The organism is Burkholderia sp. MSh2, from assembly GCF_000731655.1.
Classification (GTDB): Bacteria; Pseudomonadota; Gammaproteobacteria; order Burkholderiales; family Burkholderiaceae; genus Burkholderia; species Burkholderia paludis.
This window is the reverse complement of sequence record NZ_JPGM01000057.1, coordinates 46,044-60,701: the sequence shown is the minus strand read 5'-3', so window position 1 is coordinate 60,701 and position 14,658 is coordinate 46,044. Positions and strand designations below refer to the sequence as shown.

Sequence of the window (14,658 nt, the reverse complement as noted above, 5' to 3'; positions counted from 1 at the left end):
GCGCCGGCCTATCCTTTCCGAATACCCCTTGCCCGGGAGCGCCGCTCCACACCATGAAGACGAGCATGCAACGCAAGCTCGACCAGCTGTCCACACGGCTGGCCGAACTGAACGACCTGTTGAGCCGCGAGAACGTCACGGCCGACCTCGACCAGTATCGCAAGCTGACGCGTGAGCACGCGGAACTCGGCCCGGTGGTCGAACAGTACGCACTGTGGTGCCAGTCCCGCAGCGACGAGACGGCCGCGCAGGAACTGCTCGGCGACCTGACGATGCGCGACTTCGCGGAAGACGAAATCCGCAGCGCCCGCGAGAGCATGGCCCGCCTCGAGACCGAGCTGCAGAAGATGCTGCTGCCGAAGGACCCGAACGACGACCGCAACATCTTCCTCGAAATCCGCGCGGGCACCGGCGGGGACGAATCGGCGCTGTTCGCGGGCGACCTGCTGCGCATGTACCTGCGCTTCGCGGAACGCCAGCGCTGGCAGGTCGAAATGATGTCGGAGAGCGCGTCGGATCTCGGCGGCTACAAGGAAGTGATCGTACGAATCGCGGGCCAGGGTGCGTATTCGCGCCTGAAGTTCGAATCGGGCGGCCATCGCGTGCAGCGTGTGCCGGCGACCGAGACGCAGGGGCGCATTCATACGTCCGCATGCACGGTCGCGGTGATGCCGGAAGCCGACGAGATCGGCGAGGTCGAGATCAATCCGGCCGACCTGCGGATCGACACGTTCCGCGCGTCCGGCGCGGGCGGCCAGCACATCAACAAGACCGATTCGGCGGTACGCGTCACGCACATCCCGACCGGGATCGTCGTCGAATGCCAGGACGACCGTTCGCAGCACAAGAACAAGGATCGGGCGCTGAAGGTGCTCGCCGCGCGCATCAAGGACAAGCAGTATCACGAACAGCACGCGAAGGAAGCCGCGACGCGCAAGAGCCTGATCGGCTCCGGCGACCGCTCGGAACGGATCCGCACGTACAACTTCCCGCAGGGCCGGATGACCGACCACCGGATCAACCTGACGCTGTACCGGCTCGAGGCGATCATGGACGGCGACCTCGACGAACTGATCGGCGTGCTCGTCAGCGAGCACCAGGCCGAACTGCTCGCGTCGCTCGGCGACGCCGACTGAGGCCGCGATGACCGACCTGACCGCCGACGCACTGCTGCGCGCGTCGCCGCTCGACGCGGTGGATGCGCGCGTGCTGCTCGCGCACACCCTCGGCTGGACCCGCACCCAGCTGATCACGCGCGGCGATGCGCCGCTCGACGCCGCCGCGGTCGAACGCTATCGCGCGCTCGAAGCGCGCCGCCTGGCCGGCGAGCCCGTCGCGCAGCTCGTCGGGATGCGCGAATTCTTCGGCCGGCCGTTCGACGTGACGCCCGACGTGTTGATCCCCCGCCCCGAAACCGAACTGCTCGTCGAAGCCGCGCTCGACGCGATCGACGGACTGCCGCATCCGGCCGTGCTCGATCTCGGCACCGGCAGCGGCGCGATCGCCGTATCGATCGCCGCCGAGCGGCCCGATGCCCGCGTGTGGGCCCTCGACCGTTCGCCGGCCGCACTCGCGATCGCGCAGCGCAACGCGGACAAGCTGCTCGACGCGCAGCGCCCCGGCGGCCCGCTGCACTGGCTGCAGAGCGACTGGTACGCGGCGCTCGATCCGGCGCTCGCATTCGACGCGATCGTCAGCAACCCGCCGTACATCGCGCAGCACGATCCGCACCTCGCGCAGGGCGACCTGCGTTTCGAGCCGCGCGGCGCGCTCACCGACGATGCCGACGGCCTCAGCGCGATCCGCACGATCGTCGCCGGCGCCGGCGCCCGGCTGAAACCGGGCGGCACGCTCTGGATCGAGCATGGCTACGACCAGGCCGAAGCCGTGCGCGCGGAGCTCGCATCGCACGGCTTCGTCGCGATCGAATCGCTGGCCGACCTGGCCGCGATCGAACGCACCACCGGCGGCCGCCTGCCCGGCTGACGCCCGGCCCGCCCGGTTGAAATCCGCTATCATTTCGATCTAACGCCCCGCTAACGCAAGGTCAGTCATGGACACCCAACAACGTATCAAGCAAATCGTCGACGAAAACCAGGTCGTGCTCTTCATGAAGGGCAACGCGCAATTCCCGATGTGCGGCTTCTCGGGCCGCGCCGTGCAGGTGCTGAAAGCCTGCGGCGTCGACCAGTTCAAGACGGTCAACGTGCTCGAAGACGACGAGATTCGCCAGGGCATCAAGGAATTCTCGAACTGGCCGACCATCCCGCAGCTCTACGTGAAGGGCGAATTCGTTGGCGGCTCGGACATCATGATGGAGATGTACCAGTCGGGCGAACTGCAGCAACTGTTCGCCGCGGCGTAACGCAGCGCCAATGGCATCTCCCAGCGCGCCGCCACGCCGGCTGATCGTCGCGATCACCGGCGCCACCGGCGCGATCTACGGCGTACGGCTGCTCGATCTGCTGCGCGCCGCGGGCGGCGTCGAGACGCACCTGCTGATCTCGAACGCCGGCTGGCTCAACATCCAGCATGAGTTGAAGCTGCCGAAGGCCGAGGTCGAAAGCCGTGCGGACGTCGTGCATTCGGTGCGCGACGTCGGCGCGACGATCGCATCCGGGTCGTTCGCGACCGACGGGATGGTGATCGCGCCCTGTTCGATGAAGACGCTCGCCAGCGTCGCACACGGGCTGTCCGACAACCTGATCACGCGCGCGGCCGACGTCACGCTGAAGGAACGCCGCCGCCTCGTGCTGATGGTGCGCGAAACGCCGTTCAACCTTGCGCATCTGCGCAACATGACGGCCGTCACCGAGATGGGCGGCATCGTCTTCCCGCCGCTGCCCGCGTTCTATGCGATGCCGAAGACGATCGAGGAACTCGTCGACCAGACCGTCACACGCGTACTCGACCTGTTCACGCTCAGCGCGCCGCTCACGACGCCGTGGGCAGGTATCCGGCACGCGCAATAAGCGCCACGCTGCCCCCTTCTTCGCGCATCGTCGCCGATTTCGCGCAGATCCACTCGATTTCGATCATGCGCCCCCATTTCCAGCGGGATGCGCAGCGCCGCCTTCATTATCAATAAACAGGAGTTAATCAAATTCCATAACGCCAATTTATCAATAAACGGTGCGCGCCTATAGTCACAGGCAAATCCCTTTCGCAGGCCACGACCATGAACCGCTTGCCTTCGCTCTACCTGTCCCACGGCGCGCCGACGCTGCCGATCGACCCGTCGCTGCCGTCCGGCGCTTTCACCCATCTCGGCGCCGAACTGCCACGCCCGCGCGCGGTACTGATGCTGTCCGCCCACTGGGGCACGCAGCGGCCCGTCGCCAGCATCGCCGCGCATCCGGAAACGATCCACGATTTCTACGGCTTTCCGCAGGCGCTGTACGACATTCGCTATCCGGCGCCCGGCGCGCCCGACGTCGCCGAGCGCGCGGCCGGATTGCTGAACGCAGCCGGCATCGCGACCGCCACGACCGAGCACGGCCTCGACCACGGTGCGTGGGTGCCGATGCTGCTGATGTTCCCGGAAGCCGACGTGCCCGTCGCGCAGTTGTCGATCCAGCCGCGTGCCGACGCAGCCCATCACTTCGCGCTCGGTCGTGCGCTGCGCCCGTTGCGCGACGACGGCGTGATGGTGATCGGCTCGGGCCAGATCACGCACAACCTGCGCGCCGCCGATTTCGGCGCGGCGCCGGAGGATGCGGACCCGCGCGTCGCGGCCTTCACCGACTGGTTCGAGGCGAAGCTGGCCGCGCGCGACGTCGACGCGCTGCTCGACTACCGCCGCCAGGCGCCGCACGCGGCGCTGATGCATCCGACCGACGAGCACCTGCTGCCGGTGTTCGCGGCGCTCGGCGCGGCGGACGACGACTACCAGCTCGGCATCCAGTCGCTCGGCACCTACCAGCGCGTGCTCGCGATGACGAACTACGTGTTCGCGAGCGCGGCCGCCTGAGCGTCGCGCGACAACCGCCGGCGCCGGCGAGAAGCCAGCAAAAAGCCCGCCCGAGCGATGCTCGGGCGGGCTTTTTTCACTGCTTGCTGCCACCGCCGAATCCGGCGACAGGTCACGCGTCAGGCACCGATCCCTTCGAGGATCTCGTCGTGCGATTCACGCTCGTCGAGATACTTGGTCCGGTAGCCGGTATTCACGCCCCAGAAGTAGAACACCAGCGCGATCCCCGCGACGACCAGCATGTCCCAGCCGTACGGCAGCACGCCGTGACCGCCGAACTCCTTGCTGCCGATCAGCGACAGCACGGCCATCGTCGGGAGATACGCGACCAGCCACCAGGCGGCCTTCAGGTCGGCGCCCCAGCCCGTCCAGCCCGACTTGGCCTGGAAGTAGAAGTACACCGGCAGCGCGACGATCATCAGCAGGATGATCTCGCCCGTCAGCGGCCACTTCGCCCAGTACAGGATCAGCGACGCGCAGACGAACGCGAACGGAGCGATCAGCTTCATCAGCGGAATCGACAGCGGACGCTCGATGTCGGTCGCGGCGCGACGCAGCGCCATCAGGCTGATCGGGCCCGTCAGGTACGAGATCACCGTCGCGACCGAGATCACCGCCGCGAGCGAACTCCAGCCGCGGAAGAAGAACAGGAAGACGAACGAGACCAGCAGGTTGAACCACATCGCCTGACGCGGCACGCCGTAGAGCGGGTGCACGTTGCCGAACATCTTCGGCATCGTGTTGTTGCGCTCCATCGCGTAGATCATGCGGGTGGTCGTCGCCATGTAGGTCGTGCCGGTGCCGCTCGGGCTGACGAACGCGTCGACGTACAGCAGGATCGCGAGCCAGTTCAGGTTCAGCGCGATCGCCAGTTCGGCGAACGGCGACTTGAAGTTGAAGTGCGACCAGCCCTGTGCGACGTCGGCCGGATTCACCGAGCCGATATACGCCATCTGCAGCAGCACGTAGATCACGAGCGCGATCAGGATCGACGTGATCACCGCGAACGGAACGCTGCGCGACGGATTGCGCGCCTCACCCGCGAGGTTCACCGGGCTCTGGAAGCCGTTGAACGCGAACACGATGCCGCTCGTCGCAACCGCGGTCAGCACTGCCGACCAGCCGTACGGCGCAAAGGTTGCGTTCGACGTCGTGCCGAGGTTTTCCGGATGGTAGCTCGTCAGCATCAGGCCGAGGATCGTCAGGCCGGGAATCAGGAACTTGAAGATCGTGATCGTCGTGTTCGCCCGTGCGAATGCCTTCACGCCCCAGTAGTTCAGCAAGAAGTAGATGACGACCAGCACGGCGGACAGCAGCAGGCCGGGTGTCGTCAGCTCGCCGTTCACGAACAGCGCATGCGCCCATGGATAGGGCCACGTGCTCATGTACTGGATCGACGCTTCGGCCTCGATCGGAATCACGGATACGATCGCGATCCAGTTTGCCCAGGCGCTGATGAAGCCGACCAGCGAACCGTGCGAGTAACGCGCGTAGCGCACCATGCCGCCCGACTCCGGGAACATCGCCCCCAGTTCCGCGTAAGTCAGGGCAATCGCGAGAATCACGACGGCGCCGATGATCCATGCGCAGATCGCCGCCGGACCGGCAATCTTCGCGGCCTTCCAGGCGCCGAACAGCCAGCCCGAGCCGATAATCGAACCCAGCCCCGTCAGCATCAATGCAAACGGACCGATGTTCCGTTGAATAGAACTCTTCACATCCTCTCCTGTGTCTCAAAAAGCATGGTCGGCCTGCGATCCGGGATCGGCTCGGACTGCATCGCGCATGCAATTTTGGGGGGATGGGCCACCCGATCAGGGCAACCCGTCCGCGCGGCGCGTAGTTTAACGGTTGCACCTGAAACGTGGCGCCAAAATTGTTCGGCCCCTACAAAAAATTCGCTTCGTTTGCAAGCTTTGTAAACCTGATATACGCAATAACCCTGAGAGCACGGAAATACGGTTGACCATACGCCCGATAAGCCGTATAAAGGACTTCGCAGGATTTCAAGCGGCGAGTGAATTGGTTCTTTCGTAGTTCGCCCATCAACGGTACTCCGGTTGGTCCTATTACCCCTTCCTTGATTTTCCGCACCCCATGGGCTTCGGCCCCGTTTTATCTTTTTAGGAACAAGTAACATGGCAACCGGTACCGTCAAGTGGTTCAATGACGCAAAGGGCTTCGGCTTCATCACCCCGGAAGGCGGCGGCGACGATCTGTTCGCGCACTTCTCGGAAATCCGCGTCGAAGGCTTCAAGACGCTGCAAGAAAACCAGAAGGTTGAATTCGAAGTGAAGACGGGCCCGAAGGGTCTGCAAGCTGCGAACATCCGTCCGGTCTAAGCTTGGCGCGATAATTCGTGTAAAAAAGCCCCGCTTCGGCGGGGCTTTTTGTTTTTCGGCGCCGGACGCCCGTCATGGCAGCCGATCGGCCGCCCTTCGTTCAACCGAACAACCGCTGCGCGTGAATGCCGAGCCCCGTCGCGACACTCGCGAGGCGGTCGCCGAACACAGGTTGTGCATCCGGGAACGCACCGGCCAGCGCCCCCGACAGGAACGCGAGCCCCGTCGAGCCGCCGGTGAAATACAGTGCGCCGACGTCGCGCGGCGCGACGCCCGCGAGCCGCACCGTCTCGCGCGCGGCGTCGACGATGCGCGCGGTGTCGTCGCGACTCGCGTCGACCAGGCGATCGGCGTCGAACGCGATCTGCAGATCCTCTTCGACGTCGTTCAGGTCGATCATCGTTTCCCCGCCCGCCGCGACGCCGATCTTCGCTTCTTCCGCGCGCGCCATCAGCGCATGCCCGAGCCGCAGCTCGACCACGCTGGTGAGCCGGTCGTACTGGCGGCCGTCCTGGTACAGGTGCTTCATCAGCTTCAGCTCGCCGAGCCGCTTCGGCGTGTAGACCGTGTTGATCAGGTGCCAGGTCGCAAGATCGAAGTAGATCCGGTTCGGCAGCTCGCGCCCTTCGGGGTCGAGCGCGCGGTAGCCGAAGGCGGGCAGGATCGCCGCCAGCTCGACGCGCCGGTCGTAATCGGTGCCGGCGACGTGCACGCCGTGGTGGGCCAGCACGTCGTCCTTGCGCTCGAGCCGCGCCATCCGCTCGGGCCCGACGCGCACCAGCGAGAAGTCGGACGTACCGCCGCCGATGTCGGCGACGAGCACGAGACGCTCGGCCTGCTGGCGCGATTCGTAGTCGAACGCGGCGGCGATCGGTTCGTACTGGAATTGCACGTCCGCGAAACCGACCGACCGCGCGGCCGCTTCGAGCTGATCCTGCGCGAGGCGGTCGGCGCGCGGATCGTCGTCGACGAAGAACACCGGCCGGCCGAGCACCGCACGGCCGATCGGCGCGCCCGCGCGGGCCTCGGCCTTGCGCTTCAGGTGCGTCAGGAAGCGCGCGATGATGTCGGTGTACGCGATCGCGCTGCCGTCGCCGAGATCGGTCGTCGTTTCCGCGAGCGGCGAGCCGAGGATGCTCTTCATCGAGCGCATCAACCGGCCATCGAAACCGTCGATGTAGGAAGCCAGCGCCGCTCGGCCGTATTCGACCGTCTCTTCGTCGTTGTTGAAGAAGATCGCGGTGGGCAGCGTCAGGTGGTCGCCCTCGACGGGCGCGAGGCGCATGCCGTCGCCGTCGGGCAGCGCCACGGCGGAATTGGACGTGCCGAAATCGATCGCGCAGTAAGTCATGGGAAGTTGCCGCAGCAGGGCCGGCGCGAAAACGGAAAGGACGGGCTTTTTAACATGAAGCCCGCGGGATCACAACCGGGGCCGGCCATCGGTGCCGGGCCGCGGATCGCGGTGGCGCCGGCGCGCAGCCTGGCGCGCCGGGGGCAAGCGCGGGCGGAATGCGCGACGCAACCCGCCCGCCCGGCAGGTCAGGCTGCCGTGTCGAAACCCTTCTTCCACGCGCCGGCGTACACGACCTCGCCGATCGCATGACGCGTACGCGGCGCTTTCTCGCGATCGCGCAGCACCGGATCCAGCTTGTCGACGTTGCCATAGTGGCCGAGCGAAATGAGGGCCGGAATCGCGACGTCGGCCGGAATCTCGAACGCGTCGCGGAACGCCTTCGCATCGAAACCGCTCATCTGGTGAGCGGCAAGGCCCAGCGCGTGCGCCTGCAGCACCAGCGACATCGCAGCGGCGCCCGCGTCGTACAGCGCGGTCGGCGCCGGTTCGCCCTTCGCCGTGAGCGTGTGCGCGGTCACCGCGATCAGCACGGGCGCCGGCGCATTCCAGCCCTGGTTGAACGGCACCAGCGTTGCAAACGCGCGCTTGAATGCGTCGTCGTCCTGGGTGCGGTCGAATACGATGAAGCGCCACGGCTGCGCGTTGTAGGCCGACGGCGCCCAGCGCGCGGCCTCGAGCACCGCATGCAGATCGCCGGTGCTGACGGGCTCGTCCGAATACGCGCGCGGGCTCCAGCGGCCCGCGATCAGGTCGTGAATCGAAACAGTGGTGGGTGCAGGTTTGACGGACATGCGGTTCCTCGCTGACATCGATGAAGGGGCGCGAACGCCCGGCGAACCGCAAGCATACTCGCTTGAGCGGATGCACGCCCGATCGTCCCGCGCTATGCAAATCTCCCCGGCTGCATTAGGGCCTGCTCGCGCACGTCACGGGCTGCGGCGCGCCGCGTTCAGGCCGGCTGCGCCGCCGCGCGCGACGGGCCGCGGTTGATCCGCAGCACGATCAGCGCGCCGACGATGCACAGCCCGCCCGAGATCATCGACGCGATCGTGTAGGTGCCGAGGCTCGCGCGCAACAACCCTGCGCCGAGCGCCGCGAACGCCGCGCCGAGCTGGTGGCCGGCCACGATCCAGCCGAACACGACCGGCGCCGCGGCCTTGCCGAACACGTCGGTCGCGAGCCGCACGGTCGGCGGCACGGTCGCGATCCAGTCGAGCCCGTAGAACATCGCGAACAGCGGCAGCCCGAAGAAATCGATCCCGAACGCGTGCGGCAGGTAGATCAGCGACAGCCCGCGCAACCCGTAGTACCAGAACAGCAGCACGCGGTTGTCGTAGCGGTCGGACAGCCAGCCCGACAGCGTCGTGCCGAACAGGTCGAACACGCCCATCGCCGCGAGCAGCGACGCGCCCTGCACTTCGCTCATCCCGTAATCGCTGCACATCGCGATCAGGTGCGTGCCGACGTAGCCGTTGGTGCTCGCGCCGCAGATGAAGAAACTGAAGAACAGCAACCAGAAATCGCGCGAACGGCTCGCCGTCAGCAGCGTGCGGAACGCGACCGCGAGCGGGTTCTCCTTCGTCGCGACAGGCGCGGGCGGTGCATCGGCCGGCTCGCCGTACGGGCGCAACCGGACGTCGGCCGGACGCTCGGGCAGCAGGAACGCGACGAGCGGGATCACGATCGCGGCCGCCACCGCGACCACCAGCACGACCGGCCGCCAGCCGTGGCGCTGCGCGATCGCCGCGAGCATCGGCAGGAAGACGAGCTGGCCGGTGGCCGTGCTCGCGGTCAGGATCCCCATCACGAGGCCGCGCCGCGCATGGAACCAGCGCGTGACGAAAGTCGCGGACAGCGTCAGCGCGACGACGCCCGTCGAGCAGCCGACCATCAGGCCCCAGATCGCAACCATCTGCCAGCTCTGCGTCATCATCGACGACAGCGCGACACCCGCGCTCATCGTCACGAGCGCGACCAGGATCGTCGGGCGCAACCCGAAGCGCTGCATCGCGGCGGCCGCGAACGGGCCCGTCAGCCCGTACAGCGCGATGTTCACCGAGATCGCCAGTGAAATCGCCGCGCGGCTCCAGCCGAGCTCGCGTTCGAGCGGCACCATCAGCACGCTCGGCGTCGCGCGCGTGCCGGCTGCCGCCAGCAGGATCAGGAATACCACCGCCGCCGCGAGCCATCCGTAGTGGAAGCGCCCGCCGATTCGTGTCACCGCCCAGTTCATCTTCGCGTTCTCCAGTCGGCGGCGCCGGCGCTGTCGCACCCGCTCCGCCCTACACCCAGCCAGGCCACCTCCGCCGCACGCTGCATCGGCTGACCCGGGCCGATGCGTGGCATTCGTCTGTCGATCCGCCGGCATTGTTACCGGTCGGTCACAACTGTGTTGCGATCGTAGTGACCAGTCGGTAACATGTCAAGCCATTCCATCACGCAGCCGAGGGGCATCATGTCGGGCATCGAGATCGCCAAGCCGCAGGCGCGCCGCACGCGCCGGCCGATCGACGGCGCCACCGCGCAGGAGCACCTGCTGCGCGCCGCCGAGGAGCTGTTTTACCGGGAGGGCGTGCGCACGGTCGGCGTCGAGGCGGTCGTGGAGCGCGCGGGCGTCAACAAGATGAGCCTGTATCGGCAGTTCTCGTCGAAGGACGAGCTGATCCTCGCGTATCTGGAGCGCATGGACGCGTGCTTCTTCGAGCGCTTCGACACGAGCGTCGCCAAGCATCCGGGCCAGCCGAAGGCGCAGTTGATCCAGTATTTCGTCGACCTGGCCGAACGTGCGACGCAGAAGGACTATCGCGGCTGCCCGTTCGTCAACGTCGCCGCCGAATTCCCGGATGCGTCGCACCCGGCGCGCGAGCGCGTCGCGCAAAACAAGGAACAGTTGATGAAGCGGCTCGTCGCGCTGGGCGAAGACGCCGGCGCGCGGCAGCCGCAGGCGCTCGCCGACTCGCTCGCGCTGGTGATCGAAGGCATCTACGCGGCCAGCCAGACCTATCGGCACGGCGCCACGCCGATCGGCACCGCGCCCGCGCTCGTCACGCAGCTGATCGAAGCCGCGTGCGCTTGACGGCGCGCACGCCCTGACCCGGCGCGCCCGCTACAATGCGGCCCTCGCCGCTCTCCCGCCCGACGGGTTTCCCCGATGACCGACTCCCGCCCCGAATCGCACGACGACATTCTCGCCGCCACGCGGCACTGGCTCGCGCGCGCGGTGATCGGGCTCAATCTGTGCCCGTTCGCGAAAAGCGTGTATGTGAAGGACCAGGTGCGCTACGCGATCAGCGAAGCGACGAACCTGGAAGACGCGCTCGCCGAACTCGAAACCGAGCTGCGCGCGCTCGAGGCGGCGGACCCGCAGCAGGTCGACACGACGCTGCTGATCTTCCCGCACGCGTTCGCCGATTTCGTCGACTACAACGACGCGCTGTTCTTTGCCGACCGGCTGGTGCGGCAACTGCGGCTCGACGGCGTGCTGCAGATCGCGAGCTTCCATCCGCACTACCGGTTCGAAGGCAGCGAACCCGACGATATCGAGAACTACACGAACCGCGCGCCGTATCCGATCCTGCACCTGCTGCGCGAGGACAGCATCGCGCGCGCGGTCGACGCGTTCCCGGACGCATCCGCGATCTACGAAAGGAATCAGGAAACGCTGCGCCGCCTCGGCCACGACGGCTGGCGCGAATGGATGCGCAGGCCGGGCGACGACGTCTGACACTCCGCACGGCGGCGCAACACGGCGCGGTGCGGCGCGGCGCGCCCGCGCGTCAGCCGGCGGCCGGCTCGACGGCGTCACCGCCCTCGGTCGCGGCTTGCGGCACGAAGAAGCGCTCGTTCAGTTCGGCAAGCCCGAACATGCCGAGGATCTCGTTGAGTCGCTCGCCGGGCCGCCGGCGCGGCAGGTTCTTGTACTGCGCGACGATCAGCTCGTTCTTCATCGAATGCTCCCAGCCCACCAGCTCGGTCACGCTGACCTGGTAGCCGTGCGCCTCGAGCTGCAGGCAGCGCAGCACGTTGGTGATCTGGCTGCCGAATTCGCGCGTATGCAGCGGATGCCGCCACACTTCGGTCAACGCGCTCGCGAGCGACTTGCCCTTGTTCCTGCGCAGCACGCCCGCGACTTCCGCCTGGCAGCACGGCACCAGCACGATGTGCTGCGCCCGCTTCGCGAGCGCGAAGCGGATCGCGTCGTCGGTGGCCGTGTCGCACGCGTGCAGCGCGGTGACGACGTCGACCGTTCCAGGCAGCGCCGGCGACGTGATCGAATCGGCGACCGACAGGTTCAGGAACGACATGCCGCCGAACCCCAGCCGCGCGGCGAGCGCGGCCGAACGCGCGACGAGTTCCTCGCGCGTCTCGATGCCGTACACGTGCGACGTGAACGCCGGCGTACCGTGCCCCGGCTGCTGCTTGAAGAACAGGTCGTACAGGATGAAGCCGAGATACGACTTGCCGGCGCCGTGATCGACGAGCGTCACGCTGCCCCGGTCGGCCTGCACGCCGGCGAGCAGCGGCTCGATGAACTGGAACAGGTGATAGACCTGCTTCAGCTTGCGGCGGCTGTCCTGGTTCAGCTTGCCGTCGCGGGTAAGGATGTGCAGTTCCTTCAGGAGCTCGACGGACTGCTCGGGGCGGATTTCGTGGGTCTTGTTCGACATCGTGATGCGGCGCCGGGCCACGGTCGGTCGACCACGGCCCGGCGGCGGGAATTCGTGAGGAATGGCGACAGTTTACCGAAAATACGCGGTCAGGCTCGCGCGCCGAGCCGCCAGAGCGACGTCAGTTCGGCGCGGCGCGCCGCGTGCAGCGGATCGTCGGCGTCGGCCGACTTCGGGTGTGCAGGACGGATGTCGTCGCGGCCGAGCACGACGAGGCCCGCTTCGTCGATCCATTGCAGCAGCGTGTCGCGCGGCCGCAGGCCGAGATGCTCGGCGAAATCGGACAGGATCAGCCAGCCCTCGCCGCCCGGCTCGAGGTGCGCGGCGAGCCCCGCGAGGAAACCGCGCAGCATGCGGCTGTCGGGATCGTAGACCGCATATTCGATCGGCGCGCTCGGCCGGGCCGGCACCCAGGGCGGGTTGCAGACCACGAGCGGCGCGCGGCCGGCCGGAAACAGGTCGGCCTCGACGATCTCGACGCGAGCCGCGTGGCCGAGCCGTTCGACGTTCTCGCGCGCGCAGGCCAGTGCGCGCGCGTCCTGGTCGGTCGCGACGATGCGCTCGACGCCGCGCGACGCGAGCACGGCCGCCAGCACGCCGGTGCCGGTGCCGATATCGAACGCGAGCGACGTCGCGGGCAGCGGCGCGCGGGCGACGAGATCGACATATTCGCCGCGCACCGGCGAGAACACGCCGTAGTGCGGATGGATCGGCGCGCCACCGAGCGCCGGGATCGGCACGCCCTTCTTGCGCCACTCGTGCGCGCCGACGAGGCCGAGCAGTTCGCGCAGCGACACGACCGACGGCTCGCCGCCGGGCCCGTACGCCTCCTCGCACGCCGCGCGCACGTCGGGCGCGCGGCGCAGCGGGATCGTGTAATCGGCGTCGAGCGGGATCAGCAGCATCCCGAGCGTGCGGGCGCGCTGCGACTGCGCGAGACGGTGCAGGTTGAACGCGTCGGCGCCGGCCGCGGCTTTCGCCTTCCTCGGCTTGCGCTCGACGCGGCGCGCCATCGCCTGCACGAGCTGGCGCGCATTCTGGAAGTCGCCCTGCCAGACGAGCGCGGTGCCCTCGCACGCGAGGCGGTAGGCCGCGTCGGCGGTGAGGCGATCGTCGGCGGGCACCGCGCGCTTCGGCGGTGGCACACCGGCTTCGGAACGCCAGCGGACGGCATGATCGGCGCCGTCGGCGCCGGTCCAGTGGAAAACGGGGAAATCGGTCACGCGAACTCGGTTACGGTTGGCTTCAACGGGCGGCGCCATCGCGCCGCGCGGCTCACACCTTACCGCGCTTTGCCCGCGCGGCAAAGCGCGGGGGCCCGCCGCGCCGCGGGTGTGGCGCTCAGCCGCCCCACCCCGGCATCGCGGGCAGGCGCAGCGTACCCGCGTCGCGGAAGTGCACGGTGCCGAGCGCGCCGCCCGCGAGCCGGCCGCGTAGCGCGTACGGCAGCTCGCCGTTCGCGGCCGCGCCGGGCAGGTTCCACACCTGCCGCGCGGCGGCAAAGGCCGACACGGAAACCGGCACCTCGAGCACGGCCTCGCCGAAGCGCGGCACCGTGCCCGAGCGATCGCTGACGCCGCTCGCGAACGGCGTGCCGTTCAGGTCGAGCGCGACCGAGATGCCGTCGTATTCGATCGGCGCGTCGTTCGGGTTCTGCACACGCAGCTTCAGGCTGAAGCGCATCTCGAGGCCCTGCCCGACCAGCGGGTCGAGCCCGGCCACCGACACGCGCACGGGATCGCGTGTCAGCCCGGCACACCCGCCGAGCAGGAGCGCGGCGACACACAGCAGCAGTACCGCACGCAGCGGTGCGGAACGAAACAGGGCGCGTGGCATCGGCAGGCCTCCTCTGGCAATCGATAAACGGTGAACGGGTCCTCGCCGCATTGTACCGAGCGCACCCCGTACACCGAGTTTCGTAGTTTTCCCGGCCATTCGAGATCGTTAATAGATTAAAACTACGAAATCACAAACCAGATGGAATGGCGATTAACGCTTTGCATCATTCAATGAAGCGCAACGAATTCAATAGATGCACTTTCTTAATTTTTCGTTTCCTTTACCCAAACCCATCAAGTATATTTACGCATCCTTCGAGCAAGCCGACAAAGCTTGATGTTGCATGACGGCGATTTTACGGAACGGCGACACGCCTTCCTGCCGCCCTGCGCCTGGCCCGGCCGGCTCCATAGGTCGTCGTTTCAAAGGGATTGCGCGCCCCCGCCGGGCGTGCCGCCCCGTGTCGCGCGCGCGAAATCAATTCAGTACAACACGCGCCGGCCATTTTGAACCGGCAAGTCAACCGATATCCGGAAATTCAGAGGG

General features: G+C 67.4%; 15 protein-coding genes. 8 read left to right on the top strand and 7 right to left on the bottom strand.

Annotation, left to right across the window (positions count from 1 at the left end):
* Positions 1 to 53 precede the first annotated feature (53 nt).
* The 5 genes from prfA (at position 54) to GQ57_RS29260 (ending at position 3,970) form a co-directional block, all read left to right on the top strand.
* Positions 54 to 1,136: a peptide chain release factor 1 gene (gene prfA, locus GQ57_RS29280; protein WP_031400941.1), complete on the top strand. Its 1,083-nt coding sequence runs from the start codon at positions 54 to 56 to the stop codon at positions 1,134 to 1,136.
* A 7-nt stretch (positions 1,137 to 1,143) separates the two neighbouring features.
* Entirely contained in the window at positions 1,144 to 1,986 is an 843-nt protein-coding gene (gene prmC, locus GQ57_RS29275; protein ID WP_034199698.1) for a peptide chain release factor N(5)-glutamine methyltransferase, read from the top strand.
* A 67-nt stretch (positions 1,987 to 2,053) separates the two neighbouring features.
* Positions 2,054 to 2,365, top strand: coding sequence for a Grx4 family monothiol glutaredoxin (gene grxD, locus GQ57_RS29270; RefSeq protein ID WP_006753626.1), 312 nt, complete (start codon positions 2,054 to 2,056; stop codon positions 2,363 to 2,365).
* A gap of 10 nt (positions 2,366 to 2,375) precedes the next feature.
* The gene (locus GQ57_RS29265) at positions 2,376 to 2,972 is read left to right on the top strand and encodes a UbiX family flavin prenyltransferase (protein ID WP_034199697.1); all 597 of its coding nucleotides are present in this window, start codon (positions 2,376 to 2,378) and stop codon (positions 2,970 to 2,972) included.
* A gap of 206 nt (positions 2,973 to 3,178) precedes the next feature.
* The gene (locus tag GQ57_RS29260; RefSeq protein WP_031400944.1) at positions 3,179 to 3,970 is read left to right on the top strand and encodes a DODA-type extradiol aromatic ring-opening family dioxygenase; all 792 of its coding nucleotides are present in this window, start codon (positions 3,179 to 3,181) and stop codon (positions 3,968 to 3,970) included.
* A gap of 119 nt (positions 3,971 to 4,089) precedes the next feature.
* On the opposite strand, the gene GQ57_RS29255 is transcribed toward GQ57_RS29260, so the two are convergent.
* A complete protein-coding gene (locus GQ57_RS29255; protein ID WP_031400945.1) occupies positions 4,090 to 5,688 on the bottom strand; it encodes an APC family permease in 1,599 nt (532 codons plus the stop codon).
* Positions 5,689 to 6,108: 420 nt separating this feature from the next.
* Between GQ57_RS29255 and GQ57_RS29250 the strand changes: the two genes are divergently transcribed.
* Positions 6,109 to 6,312 carry a cold-shock protein gene (locus GQ57_RS29250; protein ID WP_006477070.1) on the top strand — a complete coding sequence of 68 codons (204 nt, stop codon included), beginning with the start codon at positions 6,109 to 6,111 and terminating at the stop codon, positions 6,310 to 6,312.
* 100 nt (positions 6,313 to 6,412) lie between these two features.
* On the opposite strand, the gene GQ57_RS29245 is transcribed toward GQ57_RS29250, so the two are convergent.
* The 3 genes from GQ57_RS29245 to GQ57_RS29235 form a co-directional block, all read right to left on the bottom strand.
* Positions 6,413 to 7,663: an Hsp70 family protein gene (locus GQ57_RS29245; protein ID WP_031400946.1), complete on the bottom strand. Its 1,251-nt coding sequence runs from the start codon at positions 7,661 to 7,663 to the stop codon at positions 6,413 to 6,415.
* Positions 7,664 to 7,851: 188 nt separating this feature from the next.
* Positions 7,852 to 8,457: a nitroreductase family protein gene (locus tag GQ57_RS29240; RefSeq protein WP_031400947.1), complete on the bottom strand. Its 606-nt coding sequence runs from the start codon at positions 8,455 to 8,457 to the stop codon at positions 7,852 to 7,854.
* Between the two features lie 158 nt (positions 8,458 to 8,615).
* Positions 8,616 to 9,899 (bottom strand): MFS transporter, encoded by a 1,284-nt coding sequence (locus GQ57_RS29235; RefSeq protein WP_034199696.1) that lies wholly within the window; start codon positions 9,897 to 9,899, stop codon positions 8,616 to 8,618.
* A gap of 222 nt (positions 9,900 to 10,121) precedes the next feature.
* On the opposite strand from GQ57_RS29235, the gene GQ57_RS29230 reads away from it, so the two are divergent.
* Both GQ57_RS29230 and GQ57_RS29225 read left to right on the top strand, forming a co-directional pair.
* Entirely contained in the window at positions 10,122 to 10,742 is a 621-nt protein-coding gene (locus GQ57_RS29230) for a TetR/AcrR family transcriptional regulator (protein WP_031400949.1), read from the top strand.
* Positions 10,743 to 10,817: 75 nt separating this feature from the next.
* Positions 10,818 to 11,390: a DUF1415 domain-containing protein gene (locus GQ57_RS29225; protein WP_034199695.1), complete on the top strand. Its 573-nt coding sequence runs from the start codon at positions 10,818 to 10,820 to the stop codon at positions 11,388 to 11,390.
* Between the two features lie 52 nt (positions 11,391 to 11,442).
* Here GQ57_RS29225 and GQ57_RS29220 read toward each other — a convergent pair whose 3' ends face one another.
* The 3 genes from GQ57_RS29220 to GQ57_RS29210 all read right to left on the bottom strand — a co-directional run bounded on the left by GQ57_RS29220 (position 11,443) and on the right by GQ57_RS29210 (position 14,169).
* The gene (locus tag GQ57_RS29220; RefSeq protein ID WP_034199707.1) at positions 11,443 to 12,333 is read right to left on the bottom strand and encodes a class I SAM-dependent methyltransferase; all 891 of its coding nucleotides are present in this window, start codon (positions 12,331 to 12,333) and stop codon (positions 11,443 to 11,445) included.
* A gap of 89 nt (positions 12,334 to 12,422) precedes the next feature.
* Positions 12,423 to 13,556: a methyltransferase gene (locus GQ57_RS29215; protein WP_034199694.1), complete on the bottom strand. Its 1,134-nt coding sequence runs from the start codon at positions 13,554 to 13,556 to the stop codon at positions 12,423 to 12,425.
* A gap of 118 nt (positions 13,557 to 13,674) precedes the next feature.
* Positions 13,675 to 14,169 carry an LEA type 2 family protein gene (locus GQ57_RS29210; RefSeq protein ID WP_031400953.1) on the bottom strand — a complete coding sequence of 165 codons (495 nt, stop codon included), beginning with the start codon at positions 14,167 to 14,169 and terminating at the stop codon, positions 13,675 to 13,677.
* Positions 14,170 to 14,658 lie beyond the last annotated feature (489 nt).

Excerpts from the sequence above, each read along its gene's own strand:
- GQ57_RS29235 (WP_034199696.1), bottom strand. The coding sequence starts at position 9,899 with ATGAACTGGGCGGTGACACGAATCGGCGGGCGCTTCCACTACGGATGG.
- GQ57_RS29225 (WP_034199695.1), top strand. The coding sequence starts at position 10,818 with ATGACCGACTCCCGCCCCGAATCGCACGACGACATTCTCGCCGCCACG.
- GQ57_RS29220 (WP_034199707.1), bottom strand. The coding sequence starts at position 12,333 with ATGTCGAACAAGACCCACGAAATCCGCCCCGAGCAGTCCGTCGAGCTC.
- GQ57_RS29265 (WP_034199697.1), top strand. The coding sequence starts at position 2,376 with ATGGCATCTCCCAGCGCGCCGCCACGCCGGCTGATCGTCGCGATCACC.
- GQ57_RS29260 (WP_031400944.1), top strand. The coding sequence starts at position 3,179 with ATGAACCGCTTGCCTTCGCTCTACCTGTCCCACGGCGCGCCGACGCTG.
- prmC (WP_034199698.1), top strand. The coding sequence starts at position 1,144 with ATGACCGACCTGACCGCCGACGCACTGCTGCGCGCGTCGCCGCTCGAC.
- GQ57_RS29250 (WP_006477070.1), top strand. The coding sequence starts at position 6,109 with ATGGCAACCGGTACCGTCAAGTGGTTCAATGACGCAAAGGGCTTCGGC.
- GQ57_RS29240 (WP_031400947.1), bottom strand. The coding sequence starts at position 8,457 with ATGTCCGTCAAACCTGCACCCACCACTGTTTCGATTCACGACCTGATC.
- GQ57_RS29210 (WP_031400953.1), bottom strand. The coding sequence starts at position 14,169 with ATGCCACGCGCCCTGTTTCGTTCCGCACCGCTGCGTGCGGTACTGCTG.
- GQ57_RS29245 (WP_031400946.1), bottom strand. The coding sequence starts at position 7,663 with ATGACTTACTGCGCGATCGATTTCGGCACGTCCAATTCCGCCGTGGCG.
- GQ57_RS29230 (WP_031400949.1), top strand. The coding sequence starts at position 10,122 with ATGTCGGGCATCGAGATCGCCAAGCCGCAGGCGCGCCGCACGCGCCGG.
- prfA (WP_031400941.1), top strand. The coding sequence starts at position 54 with ATGAAGACGAGCATGCAACGCAAGCTCGACCAGCTGTCCACACGGCTG.
- grxD (WP_006753626.1), top strand. The coding sequence starts at position 2,054 with ATGGACACCCAACAACGTATCAAGCAAATCGTCGACGAAAACCAGGTC.